Genomic DNA, 16,212 nt, shown 5'->3' on the forward strand with positions numbered 1-16,212 from the left:
CCACCGATTGGTGGGTTATTTTTTATGGATTGTCGCAATGGTGATAGCTTTTTCCTTCTTGCAGCTCCCTCTTTGTTTCTGCATCTATAACGATGTACTTATGAAACTCTTCTACTTCATTTTGAGAAAAGGAAGCGAAAAAATAAACTTGGCGATCAGGATGAACAAAAAAATCTTGAAGCATCACACTACTCCGACAACCCATGGTTGTTTTTTGTAGGAAAGAAAATTCCTCATCAGCCACTTCTTTAAATAAGATTTTTTTCCGAACACTATATGCTGCATTATTGTATTCTTTATAGATTTTCTTATCTAACTGTTTATAAAAAACATCCTCACTCACAAATGACTTATTTCGATTGCTTGGATAATTTAGTTTTTGATTCGACTCTGCATAAGTTGTGGACAAGTGTATAAAAAAACAAAGACTAAATACAATACATATCATTTTATTCATGATTGCACCTCAAATGTTCATTATCCACATTACTTTTCCACATATTTAAATCAATATGCTGTTTCCAATAAAAAGGAATTATTTCTACATTTGTCGAAGTATATAGCGTCAACTTGAAAGATGGGGATGAATTATGAAGAAAATTATTGTAATACGACATTGTTCAGCAATTGGGCAAAAACGTGATGATGAATTAACGACCGATGGAAAAGACCAAGCAAACACCCTTGCTACATTCCTCTTAGAAAATCATCTACAAATCGATCATATTATTTCAAGCCCATTTGTCCGAGCTATCGATTCCATTCGGCCCTATGCGCTCCAAGCTAACTTATCTATCCAAGAAGATGAACGATTAACTGAACGCATATTGAGCAACATTCCAATGGATGATTGGATGCAAAAACTAGAATCTACTTTTACAAATATAGATATTGCCTTTTCAGGCGGAGAGTCAACAAAACAAGCAACAGACCGGGCCCTATCGCTTATTCAAGACGTTTTACAATTAAACCATACGACAACACTACTTGTTACACATGGCAATTTACTTACGCTCATTTTAAAGCATTTTGATCATACGATTGGCTTTAATGAATGGAGAACTCTAACGAATCCTGATATTTACGAAATTACAATCGACGAACAATGTATCATAAAACGCTTATGGGAAGCATCGTCCAAGTAATATCCCTTTCCAAAACATTCAGTTGACGCCACGAGAAGAGACTGTTCTAACAATAGAAAGGGGTATCATTTCATATGTACGAAGACGTACTTGCTTTACTACATAAAACAAATGTTTCTTATGAAAAATTCGAACACGAACCAGTACTCGATTATGAGACCGATCGGATCGTACGCGAGAGACTTGGCTTACAAGGCACTCCAAGTAAAAGCTTATTTTTAAAATCAAAGTCTGGAGATTATTACGTATTTTTTACGTTAGAGGGCACAAGGCTCAACCGGGGAGAGATGAAAGAACTATCAGGAGAACGCTTATCTCTCTGTTCTCCTGATGAACTGCGAGACAAAACTGGTTGTACGCCGGGATGTGTGGCTCCTTTCGGATATTCACACGATGTAACAATTATTGTGGATAACGCTATTTATACGTACGATAAAATTTTAATTACACCTGGTGTTCCTGAATTTACAATTGAATTATCCACAGAAGAATTAAAAAAGATTTTATTAACATGTCCAAATACCGTTTTAGAGTACAAACAAAAAGAGAGCTAATCATTAGCTCTCTTTTTTTCATTATTTAGCTTCTGCTGTTTTTTCTTTTGCAGAACGTACTTGCTCGTCCGCATGGTAAGAAGAACGCACAAGTGGGCCAGCTTCACAGTGGCTAAATCCTTTGCTAAGTGCAATTTCTTTAAGCTCTGCAAATTCTGCTGGTGGGTAATATTTAAGAACTGGTAAATGCTTCTTAGATGGTTGTAGGTATTGCCCAAGAGTTAAAATATCCACATTGTTTGCACGTAAGTCATCCATTGCTTCAATTAAATCTTCTCTCGTTTCACCTAAGCCCACCATAATGCTCGATTTAGTTGGAATATCAGGCTGCATTTCTTTCGCTCGACGTAAAAACTCTAATGAACGTTCATATTTTGCTCTAGCGCGAACTCGGTCAGATAATCGACGTACTGTTTCAATGTTATGGTTTAAAATATCTGGTTTTGCATCCATTAACATTTTTAAGTTTTCTTCTACTCCACCCATATCAGATGGTAATACTTCGATAGACGTGAATGGGTTTTTACGACGTACTGCGCGTACTGTTTCAGCAAAAACAGCTGCTCCCCCGTCCTTTAAATCATCACGTGCAACCGCTGTTATAACAACGTGCTTTAAGCCCATTTGTACTACTGAATCTGCTACGCGTTCTGGTTCTTGTAAATCAAGCTCAGTTGGTAAGCCTGTTTTAACCGCACAAAAACGACAAGCACGTGTACAAACCGCACCTAAAATCATAAATGTTGCTGTTTTTCTTACAGCCCAGCATTCATGAATATTCGGACATTTTGCCTCTTCACAAACGGTATGAAGATTCTTAGAACGCATCATTTTTTTTAAGCCTGTATAGTTTTCATTCGTGTTTAACTTAATTTTCAACCATTCGGGCTTGCGCTTATATTCTGTTTGTTTTGTCATGGTTATCAACTCCGCACAATATGAAATAGTTTACCGTGTTCGCTTCTTTCAATGTAACATATCTATTCTAACGTATGAAAGCGATTTGCTCAAATGAAGATTCTAAGATTTTTTCCAATCGTTCCCTATAATGAAATACTCCGTATATCCCACACTAAAAAGAGTGATGTTGTGAAAGGAGTCTATTTCATGCTTCGAAAAATTTCTCTTTTGCTTTCTATTTGTTTTCTTCTCCACCAAAACATCGCTTACGGTGAAGATAATCAGCAAAGCATATACGAAAAGCGCATGGCACTATATAAAGAAACCGAGCAGTCTTCAGGCATTCCATGGTATTACTTAGCTGCAATGGATCAATATGAAAGAAATATACGGAGCGTAAGAAAAGATATTCCGAAAAAACCAGATGCCATCATTTCCCTTTATTTCAAACCAGAAATATGGGCTGGACCTATTAATAGTAACGATACTCTCCCCCATACAATTTCTCTATTTGGCGGAATAGGTTTAGATGGTGACAAAGATGGATTTGCAAATGCAAATAGCGACCGTGATCTTCTGCATACCGCAGCGACTATTTTAAGGAAACAAGGAACGTCAGAAGACCGTATTAAAATTATGCTCTGGGAATATTATAGACGTGCAAAAACAGTTGATTTAATTAGCGAATACGCCCAAATTTATAAACATTATGGACGTATTAATTTAGAAGGAAATGCTTTTCCTCTTCCGATCCGTAGTGACCATAGCTACCGTAGTACTTTCGGCGCTGGAAGAAGTTTTGGGGGTAGAAGGATTCATGAAGGAACCGATATTTTTGCCGGATATGGCGTGCCAGTAAGATCGACTTGCTATGGCATTATTGAAACGAAAGGTTGGAACCGCCTTGGTGGATGGCGCATTGGTATTCGCGACCTTCATAACAATTACCATTATTACGCTCATTTAGGCGGGTTCTCAAAAGAAATACAGCTTGGACAAATTGTTGAGCCAGGGAAAGTAATCGGATTTGTTGGTAGCACTGGTTATGGACCTCCTGGTACAGCCGGAAAATTTCCGCCCCACTTACATTTTGGCATATATAAAGACAATGGCTATACAGAATGGGCCTTCGATCCATACATGCATTTAAGCCTTTGGGAACGCAAAGAACGAGCAAATACAAAACGATAACCGTAGCTGCATTGCTACGGTTATTTTTTATCCATTAAAAGCCTGGCTGATCCGGGTTTCACTTTATTTACAACTAACTATCTGTTTTCTTTTTATCAGGTACAGCAACACTTCCACTTCCATAATACGTAGGCACTTCCCCTTGAACGATACGCGTCGCAATCGGAACATTTTGTTTCACCGTTATCTCTTTCGTATGAAATGGAATAATTACTTGCAATGTTACTTCCATTTCCATAACAATTTGAATCGCTGTAGTATTAATCCCATGCGGCTCAATTTTTTGTTTAATATCTGTATTCACATGCCCAATTGGCGTGAAATGAATCGGAATATCTGGTCCTATATTACCAAGAAGCGCATTATCAGTTACACGCCCAAAAGGAACTGCCATAGTCGCCCCGTTTTTTTCAGAAATACCTAGCTCCTTCAACTTCCCTTGTTCTACTTGCTGCAAATATTTTTCTATGTACGTGGTCGTTGACGTTACGATTTCATTTACTTGCTTTGTATTTAAATTAATTGTAGATACTTTTCCGTTTTTATCATTCTGTACTTTCATTAATGAATCTACATCGAATCCTTCATTAATTCGATCCTTTACCGCCTTCGTCATAATTGCCGTCGCCATTTTATGCGTCTCTACTTCCCCATATTTAATTAAGGTCGGCTGAATATTATTATTCACAATCCACAACCCTTGCGTAAGTAATATAACAAAAAGAATAAACGACATAAGCAGTATATACCGAAAGGCAATAGGTCCCCTTCGAAACCGCGAGTTTTTCGAGCGAAATATACTCATAAAAAAACCTCCTTCTTATATCATTTCTATGCAAGAAGGAGGGACGATATATGCTTATCTCATTTTTAATAATGCTTCTTTTCCAATCGTTCCTGCTGGAATGCCTAATGCTTCAGCTCCAGTCGTTACCGATTCTAGCGGCGCTTCAAGAAGTTGTTCAATCGTTCTTACACCAACCGCACGGCCAGCAATAATTCCTCGATCACCTAACTTCTCATTTAAAAGACCTACATCTAATGCACCACACATAATATATCCTTTATCGCTCATTACAGCTAGCAAATTTGTCTTTGGAAGTTTCACGCTAACCGCAATAAACGTATAATTATCAATTATAATTGGCTCCACATTAACCATAGTTCACACTCCTCTCTTTCTTATCTGTATGACAAGAGAAAAATGAGTGTTACAAGTTAACTAGCCTATAGTTTAACGGAAGAAGTATAAGTTATTAACATATCTGTTAACACATCTCTAAGTAGTTCTGGCATATAATATTGTTTGTCAGAAAGTGTGGATAGCTCTGGGTATAAGTAGCCAAATGTAAACATATCAATTGTTCCTACTGTATATATACGATCTAATTCCAGCGATTCCCCGTTAATTAATACATCTTCGAGTAAAATTTTATTCCCAGGAATCGTATCTGGAATTACTTCTACACCCGCGTAAATCATTTTCCCCATCACTTTCCCACGAAATCCGAATCCTTTCACCTCAAGATTCTCCATATTCGGCTTACGTGCTTTCAAAATAACTTCTCTTAATATCTTTCCTGGAACTTTCAAAGCACACGGATTAATTGGATGTGGACAAATTCTGTGAATATCTCCGCGCGTTACGACACCCTCTTCTAACCCTTCAAGAAGTACACCAGCATTCACCATGCCAATTTCTGCACCGCACCATGTTTTCAGCGCACTTGCTAACATATAAGAAAACGGCGTCTCATGAAACCAATCAACCTGTAATGACTCTTTTAAATGAACGACAGGCTCTGCCATTATATGCTTACTTTCTTCCTGCAGTATTTCAATTGTGGATAACGGCTCGCTATAAGCACCTAACCGTTCCGTCTTAATCGCTCTACCGTCCTTTTTCAACAGCTTCTTCGTCTCTTTATCCACAGTAAGCTGCACGTGCCCAACGTAACGTCCCCACTTTTCACAGCAACAAAGTAAAGTATTATTCATTAGAACACCACGCTCAAATAAATGATGCGTATGTGCCCCTAAAATAACATCTATATCATAATGCTCTGCCATATACTCATCCATACTTTTTCCAAGGTGAGAAAGGACAACTGTTATATGAGCTTCATCTCTCACTTCTTCTAAAATAGACTCTAAATGGATAAGCGGATCTTCAATATGCCAATCGAGCATTTGATAAAACTCTGGATACGCAACAGTTAACCCGATAAAAGCAATCGTAATCCCATCTGTCGTTGTATGTAATTTATAAGGCTTTGCCCATGATGGACGTACACCTTCTTTTTCAAATAAATTTGCGACAAGTACTTCAAATCCAGCATCATCATAGAGCCGATTTAAATGCTCTTTCGCTAACGTAATGCCTTCATTATTTCCGATCGTTATATAATCATATAACGCCTCATTTAAAAGCTTCGTATTCCCAATCCCATTTGTCGCTTCCGAAATACTATGAAAACGATCCACATGATCGCCGATATCAATCGTCAAAACCGTCTCTCCCGCTTCCTGTCTTCGCTTTTTCTCCCCTAGAACAAACCGAGAAATTTGCGGCCAATTTTCAAAATGACTATGTATATCGTTTGTATGATAAAGGTGGATGATTGTTTCTTTATTTGTATTCAGAGAAAAAACCTCCTCTCAGTTCCTTACTGCCATTTACGCTATGCGCACACAATAATCCTGTAAATACTTTTCGTCTTTTCTTGCTATTTTACATTGTACTCGCATTGTGAGAAAAAGCAAAAGATTGTCCTTTTTATATGAGAAACTTTTGCTAATGCAGGAAAGAATTCCAGATAGTGGAGGAAGGGGTGGATTTGTCAAAAAGTTTAATAGAGAATTCAGTGGGTGGTTGTTCAAGTGGATTTGTCAGTATCTTTGTCTTAAACCTAGTCGTTCTCTGTTCTTATAAAATATTTGGGGTATGTGAGGATTTTCTTTTGTCTTATCTTGTCGACAAATCGATATTCCTTGTCGTAACGTTGATATATTGAAATAATCGTTGATATATTCCCGTTTATGATCGATATATTTGAAAAATCGTTGATATATTTAGCTGAACACCCACCCGGGTATCCTCTCCCAAGCCAAGTCAAATCCGCAAAACAAAAAAGCGCCCTGCACAGCAGGACGCTTTCTTCATACATATATTATCCAGTTCCAGCGGCTAGAATGTTCGGTGGCTTCACTTCTTCCTTTGAGGCAAAAAGCGCCTCTACGTCAGAAGCTCCATCCCCCTCACATTCTGAACGAGCCGCTTCCACTTTAAATATGTCCAGCTTCGCCTCCTAGACCCTCATGTCTAAGAACTTTAGCCAACGGGTCTGAACAGTCGGCTCCGCATTTCTATTTAACCGATAGAACCTTCCATCTCAAACTTGATTAGGCGGTTCATTTCAACTGCGTATTCCATTGGAAGTTCGCGAGTGAATGGCTCGATGAAGCCCATTACGATCATTTCTGTAGCTTCTTGCTCAGAAATACCGCGGCTCATTAGGTAGAATAATTGTTCTTCTGATACTTTCGATACTTTCGCTTCGTGCTCAAGTGAAACGTAATCGTTTTTGATTTCGTTGTAAGGAATTGTATCAGATGTAGATTGGTTATCCATGATTAACGTGTCACACTCGATGTTAGAGCGAGAGTTTTTCGCTTTTGGTCCGAAGTGTACGATACCACGGTAAGTTACTTTACCACCATGCTTCGCAATCGATTTAGAAACGATTGTTGAAGACGTGTTTGGTGCTAAGTGAATCATTTTCGCACCAGCATCTTGGTGTTGGCCTTTACCAGCAATCGCGATAGATAATGTTAAACCACGAGCGCCTTCGCCTTTTAAGATAACTGCTGGGTATTTCATCGTTAATTTAGATCCGATGTTACCGTCAATCCATTCCATCGTTGCGTTTTCTTCACAAACCGCACGTTTTGTAACTAGGTTGTATACGTTGTTCGCCCAGTTTTGGATTGTTGTATAACGGCAATATGCATCTTTCTTAATGATGATTTCTACTACCGCACTGTGAAGTGAGTTAGTCGTGTAAACAGGTGCTGTACAACCTTCTACGTAGTGTACGTGTGCGCCTTCGTCTACGATGATAAGCGTACGCTCGAATTGTCCCATATTTTCAGAGTTAATACGGAAATACGCTTGAAGTGGTGTATCAACTTTAACACCTTTTGGAACGTAGATGAATGATCCACCAGACCAAACTGCAGAGTTTAATGCAGAGAATTTGTTGTCTGTTGGTGGGATTACTTTTCCGAAATGCTCACGGAAAATATCTTCGTTCTCTTTTAATGCGCTATCTGTATCTTTGAAGACGATTCCTAGAGCTTCTAGGTCTTCTTTCATGTTGTGGTATACAACTTCAGATTCGTACTGTGCAGATACACCAGCTAAATATTTTTGCTCAGCTTCTGGAATACCTAATTTATCAAATGTTGCTTTAATTTCATCAGGTACTTCATCCCAAGACTTCTCAGATTTCTCAGATGGTTTTACGTAGTACGTAATTTCATCGAAATCTAAGTCGTTTAAGTCGCCGCCCCATTGTGGCATTGGCATTTCGTAGAACTTATCCAGTGATTTTAAACGGAAGTCTAACATCCACTGTGGTTCTTCTTTCATACGTGAAATTTCTTCAACGATCTCTTTTGTTAAACCGCGTCCAGCACGGAAAATCGAAACGTCTTTGTCTTTGAAACCATATTTATAATCGCCGATATCTGGCAGTTGCTTCGCCATGTTGGTGTGTCCCTCCTTAGATAACCTCGTTTTTAGGAACCTTTAACATTACTTATCTTCGTTTAAGCCCTTTTCTAACGCTTTCCACGCTAATGTTGCACATTTAATACGTGCAGGGAACTTGCATACGCCTTGTAATGCTTCAATATCTCCTAAATCGATGCTGTCATCGTACTCTTTTCCTAGCATCATGTCAGAGAAAATTTTCGAAAGCTGAAGTGCTTCTTCAATTTTCTTACCTTTTACTGCTTGTGTCATCATTGAAGCTGAAGACATTGAGATTGAACATCCTTCACCTTCAAACTTCGCCTCTTGCACAATACCTTCTTCTACTTTCATCGTAAGTTGAATACGATCGCCGCAAGTTGGATTGTTCAAGTTAACGGTAACACTATCTTCTAACACGCCATGGTTACGAGGATTTTTGTAATGATCCATAATAACTTGACGATATAACGTATCTAAATTATTAAATGACATTTGTGAAATACTCCTTTGTCTTGATTAGCGATTCAACAAATGTATCAATTTCTTCTTTTGTATTATATAAATAGAAGCTCGCACGTGCTGTTGAAGAAGCTTTTAACCACTTCATAAGCGGTTGTGCACAGTGATGTCCTGCGCGAACTGCAATGCCTTCTACATCTAATACAGTCGCTACATCGTGAGGATGTACGTCTTCAATATTAAATGTAACAAGACCAGCGCGATGCTTTGGACCATAAATTGTAACGCCATCTACTTCTGATAGTCTTTCTAAAGCGTATTGCGCTAATTCATGCTCATGCTTTTCAATATTATCAAGACCGATTTCTTCTAGGAAATCAATTGCTGCACCAAGTCCGATTGCATTACCGATAATCGGTGTACCTGCTTCAAACTTCCACGGAAGCTCTTTCCACGTAGATTCTTGTAAATCTACGAAATCAATCATTTCACCGCCAAATTCAATTGGCTCCATATTGTTCAGCAATTCTTTTTTACCATATAATACGCCGATACCTGTAGGTCCGCACATCTTATGAGCAGATAATGCGTAGAAATCACAGTTTAAATCTTGTACATCCACTTTCATGTGAGGTGTACTTTGTGCACCATCAACGACCATAATTGCGCCATTTTCGTGTGCGATTGCTCCGATTTCTTTTACAGGGTTAATCGTTCCAAGTACGTTTGATACTTGCATAATAGAAACGATTTTTGTATTCGGTGTAACTGTTTGACGAACATCTTCTAAAGAAATTGTACCGTCTGGTTGAAGCGGAAGATATTTTAAAGTTGCACCAGTTTTCTTCGCAACTTGTTGCCACGGAATGATATTACTATGGTGCTCCATGTAAGAAATAACGATTTCATCGCCCTCTTTTACATTTTCAAGACCATAGCTAGCTGCTACTGTATTTAATGCAGTTGTCGTTCCGCGTGTGAAAATAATCTCTTCCATTGATTTCGCGTTAATAAACTTGCGAACTTTCTCACGTGCACCTTCATACGCGTCGGTAGCTTTCGTACCGAGCGTATGAACACCGCGATGCACGTTAGAATTATATTCTTTATAGTAACGTTCTAACGTTTCAATGACTTGAATTGGTTTTTGAGAAGTTGCTGCACTATCGAAATAAACAAGTTGTTTGCCGTTCACTTTTTGATCAAGAATTGGAAACTGTTTGCGTATTTCATGAATATTCATTAGCGAACTTTCCTTTCAATTACCTCAACAAGCTGTGCCTTTACTCCTTCAATTGGAAGCTCATTAACTACAGGTGCTAAGAATCCATGGATGACTAAACGTTCTGCTTCGCGTTTTGGAATACCACGGCTCATCAAGTAGTATAGTTGGACTGGATCTACGCGACCTACTGAAGCTGCGTGACCTGCCATTACATCATCTTCGTCGATTAAAAGAATTGGGTTTGCATCACCGCGTGCTTTTTCATCTAACATAAGAACGCGAGAAGATTGTTGTGCATTTGATTTAGATGCACCGTGTTCAATCTTACCAATTCCGTTAAAGATAGATGTTGCACTATCTTTTTGTACACCGTGTTTTAAAATCCAACCTTCAGAGTGTTTACCGAAGTGAACAACTTTAGTTGTAAAGTTTTGTGTTTGGTTACCACGGCCAATTGTTACTGTTTTCGTATCAGCATATGAACCGTCGCCCATTAAGTTGGTAACATTCTCTGAAATTGTGTTTCCGTCATTCATAAGGCCTAGAGCCCAATCAATACGGCCGTCGCGTCCTACAACGCCGCGGCGGTTAACGTAAGTTGTTACGTCTTTTGCTAATAGATCAACCGCACCGAATTTCACTTGTGCGCCTTGTTCCACGATTACTTCTGCCACGATATTTGCAATACCTTTAGCATTTTCATTTGCAACATAGTTTTCTACATAAGTTGCAGTACTGTTCGCATCAGCTACGAATAATACGTGGTTATATACGTTAGCTTCTTCGCCGTCTACTAAGAATACAGCTTGAAGTGGAGTTTCAAGAACAACGTTTTTCGGAACATATACGAATGCACCGCCGTTGATTAATGCAGCATGAAGTGCAGTTAGACGATGCTCGTCTACTTTCACGCCGTCTTTCATTAAGTACTTTTGTACTAGTTCAGCATGCTCAGTTGCAGCTGTTACGATGTCTGTGAAAATAACACCTTTTTCTTTTGCTTCGTCTGCTAAAGAAACGAACGCAGTTGTACCAGTGCGTTGTACTAATACGCTGTTATTTTCATCGATTAAGTTTTTCACTGCTTCTGGAAGTTCAGTTAAAGAACTTACAGGCTCTTGCTTAGCAGCGTCGCCTTTTCCGATAAAGTCCCATTTGTCAATTTTCGTTTTATCAGGCGTTGGCATTGGAAGTTCAGTTGCTTGTGCAAGAGCTTGTAAGCGGAACTCAGTCAACCAAGCTGCTTCGTTTACTTCGCTTGCGCGTTGACGGATTGTTTCTTGATCGAAAGGTAATGTACCGATTGTCATGTTTATGCTCCTCTCTTACGCTTCTTGCTCTGTTGTTTCGTCTTCAATACCTAATTCTTTTTTAATCCAGTCGTAACCTTCAGCTTCTAGACGTTGTGCAAGCTCAGGGCCACCAGATTTAACGATACGACCGTTCATCATAACGTGAACGAAGTCTGGAGTGATGTAGTTTAATAAACGTTGGTAATGCGTAATCATTAGGCAACCGAACTCTTCGCCGCGCATTTCGTTAATACCTTTAGATACAACTTTTAATGCATCGATATCAAGACCTGAGTCAATTTCATCTAAGATTGCGATTTTTGGCTCAATCATCATTAATTGAAGAATTTCGTTACGTTTTTTCTCTCCACCAGAGAAACCTTCGTTTAAGTAACGTTGTGCCATTTCTGGATCCATTTCTAGGAATTCCATGTTTTTATCTAATGTACGGATAAATTTCATAAGAGAAATTTCATCGCCTTCTTCACGACGTGCATTAATTGCAGAACGTAAGAAGTCAGCGTTTGTTACTCCGCTAATTTCACTTGGATATTGCATTGCTAGGAATAGACCCGCTTGTGCGCGCTCGTCTACTTCCATTTCTAATACATCTTCACCGTCGATGATGATGCTACCTTCTGTTACTTCATACTTTGGGTGACCCATAATTGCAGAAGATAAAGTTGATTTACCTGTTCCGTTAGGTCCCATAATTGCGTGGATTTCTCCACCTTTTACTTCAAGGTTTACACCCTTTAAAATTTCTTTGCCATCAATTGATACGTGTAAGTCTTTAACCGTTAATGTAGAACCAGCCATCTCAATACCTCCATTAATCCTATATATACATTTTAAAAATTCCTAAAACGTTCATATTCTCATTTTATTCTCATTCTAATTTTATATCAAATAAAATGATATCGCAAACGACGAAAAAAAGTAACCGTTTTTTCACAAATGTATATAAGTATTTCCTTCACATCTTTCTATGATACACCTTTCTTCTTATTTATATAAAGAAAAAAGGACTGGTAATTTTCCAGCCCTTTCCTTATATTTATTCACTTACCGGAAGTACAGCACCTTTATATTCTTTATTAATAAAATCTTGAATTTCTTTTGAATGTAGCACTTCTACTAGCTCTTTAATTTCTTTTTTCTTCTCATCACCTTTACGAACTGCAATGATGTTTGCATACGGAGAGTCTGATCCTTCAATCGCAATTGCATCCTTTGTTGGATTTAATTTTGCATCAATTGCATAGTTTGAATTAATAAATAAAGCATCTCCCTCATTATTTTCATACAATTTCGGTGAAAGTCCAGGTTCAACATCTGTTTTAAATTTTAAGTTTTTCGGGTTTTCTACAACATCTTTTACTGTTGCTTTAACAACATCTACTCCGTCTTTTAATTTAATAACGCCACCTTTTTGTAACAATGCTAACATACGGCCTCGCTCCGCTACGTTATTACTCATAATCACTGTTCCGCCATCTGGTAGGTCTTTTAAGCTTTTATATTTCTTAGAATAAATGCCCATAGGTTCTAAATGGATTTTTCCTGCGTTTACAATTTTATATCTCTTTTCTTGAATTTCTTTATCTAAGTAAGGAATGTGCTGGAAGTAGTTCGCATCAATTTCTTTATCCGCTAAAGCCTTATTCGGCAACACATAATCTTGGAATTTTTTAATTTCTAATTTAATACCCTTTTTCTCTAAAATCGGCTGTGCCTTTTCTAAAATAACAGCGTGTGGCACGTTAGAAGCTCCCACAACAAGCTTATTCTCCTCTTTTCCTCCGCAAGCAGCTAATGTAAATACAGACAACGCTGTAACAACTGACAGTAGAACCTTTTTCATATGATTTCCCCTTCTCCCCAATGGTTATGTAGTTATAAAAAGAGCCGGCATACACCAGCCCTTTTCAGCAATTATTCTTTTACAGGAACAACTGCCCCTTTATATTCTTTATTAATGAAGTCTTCAATTTCTTTAGAATGCAATACTTCTACAAGAGCTTTAATCTCTTTCTTATCTTTATCGCCTTTACGAACAGCTACTATGTTTGCGTATGGTGAATCATTTCCTTCAATTGCAATTGCATCTTTTTCCGGATTTAACTTTGCATCAATTGCATAGTTAGAGTTAATTAAAACAGCGTCGCCTTCTTTATTGTTATACACTTGTGGCAATAAACCAGGCTCGATATCCGTTTTGAATTTTAGATTTTTCGGATTATCTGCAATATCTTTTGGAGTTGCTTTAACTGGATCTATTCCGTCTTTAATTTTTAAAATACCTTCTTTTTGTAAAATTGCTAAACCACGTCCATGGTCAGCAACTGAATTACTCATAATAATTGTCGCTCCGTCCGGAAGCTCTTTTAAGCTCTTATACTTTTGAGAGTACACACCAATTGGTTCTAAATGAATTTTTCCTGCTACTTCAAAGTCATATTTTTTATCTTTAATTTCTTTTTCTAAATACGGAATGTGCTGGAAGTAGTTTGCATCTAAATCCTTATCCGCTAACGATTTATTTGGTAATACGTAGTCTTGGAATTTTTTAATTTCTAACTCAATTCCTTTTTTCTCAAGTAACGGTTTTGCCTTTTCTAAAATAACAGCGTGCGGTACGTTAGAAGCACCCACAACAAGTTTCTTTTCATCTTTATCTTTCCCGCCACAAGCAGCTAATCCAAAAATTGAAGTTGAAATAAGTGCCGTAAGTAACAATTTTTTCATTTGAAACATCCTCCCGTTTTTCATTATCGTTTATCTATTCGAGTCGTTAAACTATCACCAATCCACTGAATTAAAAATACAACTAGTAATACACAAATTGTCGCAACGATTGTTACATCGTTATTCCCTCTTTGGAATCCTTCTAAGTAAGCAAGTGTTCCAAGGCCACCAGCACCAACAACTCCTGCCATTGCTGTATAGCCTACTAAAGCAATTGTCGTAACCGTAATACCAGATACTAATGCTGGTAACGATTCTGGAATTAACACTTTCAAAATAATTGTGCTTGTTTTTGCTCCCATTGCTTTTGAAGCTTCAATTACACCTTTATCAATTTCGCGAAGTGCGATTTCAACCATTCTCGCGTAGAATGGTGCTGCTCCAATAATTAAAGCCGGCAAAGCTGCACTTGCTCCAAGAATTGTTCCAAGAAGAATCTTTGTGAATGGGATTAATAAAATAATTAAAATGATGAATGGTATAGAACGGAATATATTTACGAATGCTCCAATCACCGTATTAATTGATTTGTTTTCCCATAAATTATCTTTTGCTGTCATGAAGAGTAACAATCCTAAAATGAGTCCTAAAACAAATGTCGCAAGAGCTGCGATTGCCGTCATATATAACGTTTCACCAGTTGCTTCTAACATTTGATTCCAATCAACATTTGCAAGTAACTTATCCATGTGCAATCACCTCCAGCTCTACTTGATCTTGATGAATTCCTTCTATTGCTTGCTGGATCGCTGTTTCCTCACCATTTAAATGAACGACTAAACTACCGTAAGAACCGTTATTCGTTTGTGCGATATTTCCTTGCAAAATGCTAACTTCTATGTCACTGCGTTGCATCAATCGTTGAAGCACTGGTCTTTCTACAGCCTCACCGATAAACTGCAAACGAATTACTTTTCCATCTGGATATTTTTCAATTAAACTTTCAATCGTTTCATTTGTATCTTCAGAATCCGTTAACTGCTTTACAAATCGTTTCGTAATATCTTGCTTCGGATTACGGAATACATCAAGTACTGGACCTGTTTCTACAATCTTTCCTTTCTCCATTACCGCAACACGATTACAAATCTTTCGAATTACGTGCATCTCATGTGTAATGAGTACAATTGTTAAACCAAGGCGCTTATTAATGTCTAATAGTAAATCCAAAATTTGATCTGTCGTTTCCGGATCAAGAGCTGACGTTGCTTCGTCACATAAAAGCACTTGTGGATTATTAGCTAATGCTCTTGCAATCCCGACGCGTTGCTTTTGTCCCCCGCTCAGCTGAGATGGGTACGCGTCTCCTCTTCCTTCTAATCCAACAAGATGAATTAATTCATCAACACGTTTTCTTCTCTTCGCTTTATCAACACCTGCAATTTCAAGTGGAAACTCTATATTTTCACGTACTGTTCGTGACCAAAGTAAGTTGAAGTGCTGAAAAATCATTCCAATTTCTTGCCTTGCCTTACGAAGTTCGCTTCCTGTAATTGCTGAAATGACACGATTTGCAATTGTAATTTGGCCAGAAGTTGGTTTCTCCAACTGATTGAACAATCTAATTAAAGAACTTTTTCCAGCGCCACTATATCCGATAACACCAAATATTTCACCTTTATCTATTTTTAAATTGGCATTATCTACAGCAGTGACATCACCGCTTTTTGCTTTATATATTTTCTTTACATTCTCTAATAGAATCATGGTGTATCACCCCTTTTTTAAATAAAAAGCGCAAGCGGCTCGTTTAGAACAAGAGGGCGTTTGAATCCCTGACGTAGAGGCGCTTTTTGCCTCATAGGAAGGGATGAAACGACCGACTGTTCTAGCCGCTGGAGCTAGATTTCATAAAGATTTTAGGTCGACTCCGCAATTTTTTATTTTTAATGCGTGTAGTCCACTGTTATCATTACTTTTATTATTTGAATGTCCTCCACAT

17 protein-coding genes are annotated in these 16,212 nt (G+C 38.0%); 3 read left to right on the forward strand and 14 right to left on the reverse strand.

Annotation, left to right across the window (positions count from 1 at the left end; all coding sequences use genetic code 11):
- Positions 1 to 22: 22 nt before the first annotated feature.
- Positions 23 to 457 carry a hypothetical protein gene (locus ACTFR3_RS16980; RefSeq protein ID WP_001038433.1) on the reverse strand — a complete coding sequence of 145 codons (435 nt, stop codon included), beginning with the start codon at positions 455 to 457 and terminating at the stop codon, positions 23 to 25.
- A 133-nt stretch (positions 458 to 590) separates the two neighbouring features.
- On the opposite strand from ACTFR3_RS16980, the gene ACTFR3_RS16985 reads away from it, so the two are divergent.
- On the forward strand, positions 591 to 1,145 hold the full coding sequence (locus ACTFR3_RS16985; protein ID WP_000721022.1) for a histidine phosphatase family protein: 555 nt from the start codon (positions 591 to 593) through the stop codon (positions 1,143 to 1,145).
- 74 nt (positions 1,146 to 1,219) lie between these two features.
- Positions 1,220 to 1,699, forward strand: a complete 480-nt coding sequence (locus tag ACTFR3_RS16990) for a YbaK/EbsC family protein (protein WP_000272746.1) — start codon at positions 1,220 to 1,222, stop codon at positions 1,697 to 1,699.
- A gap of 21 nt (positions 1,700 to 1,720) precedes the next feature.
- Here the strand turns inward: ACTFR3_RS16990 and lipA are convergent, their stop codons facing one another.
- On the reverse strand, positions 1,721 to 2,617 hold the full coding sequence (gene lipA, locus ACTFR3_RS16995) for a lipoyl synthase (RefSeq protein WP_000166372.1): 897 nt from the start codon (positions 2,615 to 2,617) through the stop codon (positions 1,721 to 1,723).
- Between the two features lie 189 nt (positions 2,618 to 2,806).
- Between lipA and ACTFR3_RS17000 the strand changes: the two genes are divergently transcribed.
- Complete coding sequence (locus tag ACTFR3_RS17000) at positions 2,807 to 3,790, forward strand: M23 family metallopeptidase (protein ID WP_000944663.1); 984 nt, start codon at positions 2,807 to 2,809, stop codon at positions 3,788 to 3,790.
- Positions 3,791 to 3,863: 73 nt separating this feature from the next.
- Here ACTFR3_RS17000 and yunB read toward each other — a convergent pair whose 3' ends face one another.
- The 12 genes from yunB to ACTFR3_RS17060 form a co-directional block, all read right to left on the reverse strand.
- Positions 3,864 to 4,595 (reverse strand): sporulation protein YunB, encoded by a 732-nt coding sequence (gene yunB / locus ACTFR3_RS17005; RefSeq protein ID WP_000021803.1) that lies wholly within the window; start codon positions 4,593 to 4,595, stop codon positions 3,864 to 3,866.
- A gap of 54 nt (positions 4,596 to 4,649) precedes the next feature.
- Positions 4,650 to 4,952: a YunC family protein gene (locus tag ACTFR3_RS17010; RefSeq protein WP_000248466.1), complete on the reverse strand. Its 303-nt coding sequence runs from the start codon at positions 4,950 to 4,952 to the stop codon at positions 4,650 to 4,652.
- A gap of 65 nt (positions 4,953 to 5,017) precedes the next feature.
- Complete coding sequence (locus ACTFR3_RS17015) at positions 5,018 to 6,433, reverse strand: bifunctional metallophosphatase/5'-nucleotidase (protein WP_310796499.1); 1,416 nt, start codon at positions 6,431 to 6,433, stop codon at positions 5,018 to 5,020.
- A gap of 727 nt (positions 6,434 to 7,160) precedes the next feature.
- The gene (gene sufB / locus ACTFR3_RS17020; protein ID WP_001118827.1) at positions 7,161 to 8,558 is read right to left on the reverse strand and encodes a Fe-S cluster assembly protein SufB; all 1,398 of its coding nucleotides are present in this window, start codon (positions 8,556 to 8,558) and stop codon (positions 7,161 to 7,163) included.
- A gap of 48 nt (positions 8,559 to 8,606) precedes the next feature.
- Positions 8,607 to 9,038: a Fe-S cluster assembly sulfur transfer protein SufU gene (gene sufU, locus ACTFR3_RS17025; protein ID WP_000009523.1), complete on the reverse strand. Its 432-nt coding sequence runs from the start codon at positions 9,036 to 9,038 to the stop codon at positions 8,607 to 8,609.
- Positions 9,028 to 10,248, reverse strand: coding sequence for a cysteine desulfurase SufS (gene sufS, locus ACTFR3_RS17030; RefSeq protein ID WP_001020767.1), 1,221 nt, complete (start codon positions 10,246 to 10,248; stop codon positions 9,028 to 9,030). Before sufS ends, sufU begins: the two co-directional genes overlap by 11 nt.
- The gene (gene sufD, locus ACTFR3_RS17035; protein ID WP_000152167.1) at positions 10,248 to 11,540 is read right to left on the reverse strand and encodes a Fe-S cluster assembly protein SufD; all 1,293 of its coding nucleotides are present in this window, start codon (positions 11,538 to 11,540) and stop codon (positions 10,248 to 10,250) included. Before sufD ends, sufS begins: the two co-directional genes overlap by 1 nt.
- A 15-nt stretch (positions 11,541 to 11,555) precedes the next feature.
- Positions 11,556 to 12,341: a Fe-S cluster assembly ATPase SufC gene (gene sufC, locus ACTFR3_RS17040; RefSeq protein WP_000929160.1), complete on the reverse strand. Its 786-nt coding sequence runs from the start codon at positions 12,339 to 12,341 to the stop codon at positions 11,556 to 11,558.
- 238 nt (positions 12,342 to 12,579) lie between these two features.
- Positions 12,580 to 13,386: a methionine ABC transporter substrate-binding lipoprotein MetQ gene (gene metQ / locus ACTFR3_RS17045; protein ID WP_440044614.1), complete on the reverse strand. Its 807-nt coding sequence runs from the start codon at positions 13,384 to 13,386 to the stop codon at positions 12,580 to 12,582.
- A 71-nt stretch (positions 13,387 to 13,457) separates the two neighbouring features.
- Positions 13,458 to 14,270: a methionine ABC transporter substrate-binding lipoprotein MetQ gene (gene metQ, locus ACTFR3_RS17050; protein ID WP_000735099.1), complete on the reverse strand. Its 813-nt coding sequence runs from the start codon at positions 14,268 to 14,270 to the stop codon at positions 13,458 to 13,460.
- 23 nt (positions 14,271 to 14,293) lie between these two features.
- Positions 14,294 to 14,959, reverse strand: coding sequence for a methionine ABC transporter permease (locus ACTFR3_RS17055; protein ID WP_000359401.1), 666 nt, complete (start codon positions 14,957 to 14,959; stop codon positions 14,294 to 14,296).
- Positions 14,952 to 15,977 (reverse strand): methionine ABC transporter ATP-binding protein, encoded by a 1,026-nt coding sequence (locus ACTFR3_RS17060; protein WP_000601753.1) that lies wholly within the window; start codon positions 15,975 to 15,977, stop codon positions 14,952 to 14,954. The genes ACTFR3_RS17055 and ACTFR3_RS17060 overlap by 8 nt, the downstream gene beginning before the upstream one ends.
- Between the last annotated feature and the right edge of the window lie 235 nt (positions 15,978 to 16,212).

This window comes from Bacillus cereus group sp. MYBK14-1, assembly GCF_051916885.1.
GTDB classification, from domain to species: domain Bacteria; phylum Bacillota; class Bacilli; order Bacillales; family Bacillaceae_G; genus Bacillus_A; species Bacillus_A cereus.

Excerpts from the sequence above, each read along its gene's own strand:
- ACTFR3_RS16980 (WP_001038433.1), bottom strand. The coding sequence starts at position 457 with ATGAATAAAATGATATGTATTGTATTTAGTCTTTGTTTTTTTATACAC.
- ACTFR3_RS16985 (WP_000721022.1), top strand. The coding sequence starts at position 591 with ATGAAGAAAATTATTGTAATACGACATTGTTCAGCAATTGGGCAAAAA.
- ACTFR3_RS16990 (WP_000272746.1), top strand. The coding sequence starts at position 1,220 with ATGTACGAAGACGTACTTGCTTTACTACATAAAACAAATGTTTCTTAT.
- lipA (WP_000166372.1), bottom strand. The coding sequence starts at position 2,617 with ATGACAAAACAAACAGAATATAAGCGCAAGCCCGAATGGTTGAAAATT.
- ACTFR3_RS17000 (WP_000944663.1), top strand. The coding sequence starts at position 2,807 with ATGCTTCGAAAAATTTCTCTTTTGCTTTCTATTTGTTTTCTTCTCCAC.
- yunB (WP_000021803.1), bottom strand. The coding sequence starts at position 4,595 with ATGAGTATATTTCGCTCGAAAAACTCGCGGTTTCGAAGGGGACCTATT.
- ACTFR3_RS17010 (WP_000248466.1), bottom strand. The coding sequence starts at position 4,952 with ATGGTTAATGTGGAGCCAATTATAATTGATAATTATACGTTTATTGCG.
- sufB (WP_001118827.1), bottom strand. The coding sequence starts at position 8,558 with ATGGCGAAGCAACTGCCAGATATCGGCGATTATAAATATGGTTTCAAA.
- sufU (WP_000009523.1), bottom strand. The coding sequence starts at position 9,038 with ATGTCATTTAATAATTTAGATACGTTATATCGTCAAGTTATTATGGAT.
- sufS (WP_001020767.1), bottom strand. The coding sequence starts at position 10,248 with ATGAATATTCATGAAATACGCAAACAGTTTCCAATTCTTGATCAAAAA.
- sufD (WP_000152167.1), bottom strand. The coding sequence starts at position 11,540 with ATGACAATCGGTACATTACCTTTCGATCAAGAAACAATCCGTCAACGC.
- sufC (WP_000929160.1), bottom strand. The coding sequence starts at position 12,341 with ATGGCTGGTTCTACATTAACGGTTAAAGACTTACACGTATCAATTGAT.
- metQ (WP_440044614.1), bottom strand. The coding sequence starts at position 13,386 with ATGAAAAAGGTTCTACTGTCAGTTGTTACAGCGTTGTCTGTATTTACA.
- metQ (WP_000735099.1), bottom strand. The coding sequence starts at position 14,270 with ATGAAAAAATTGTTACTTACGGCACTTATTTCAACTTCAATTTTTGGA.
- ACTFR3_RS17055 (WP_000359401.1), bottom strand. The coding sequence starts at position 14,959 with ATGGATAAGTTACTTGCAAATGTTGATTGGAATCAAATGTTAGAAGCA.
- ACTFR3_RS17060 (WP_000601753.1), bottom strand. The coding sequence starts at position 15,977 with ATGATTCTATTAGAGAATGTAAAGAAAATATATAAAGCAAAAAGCGGT.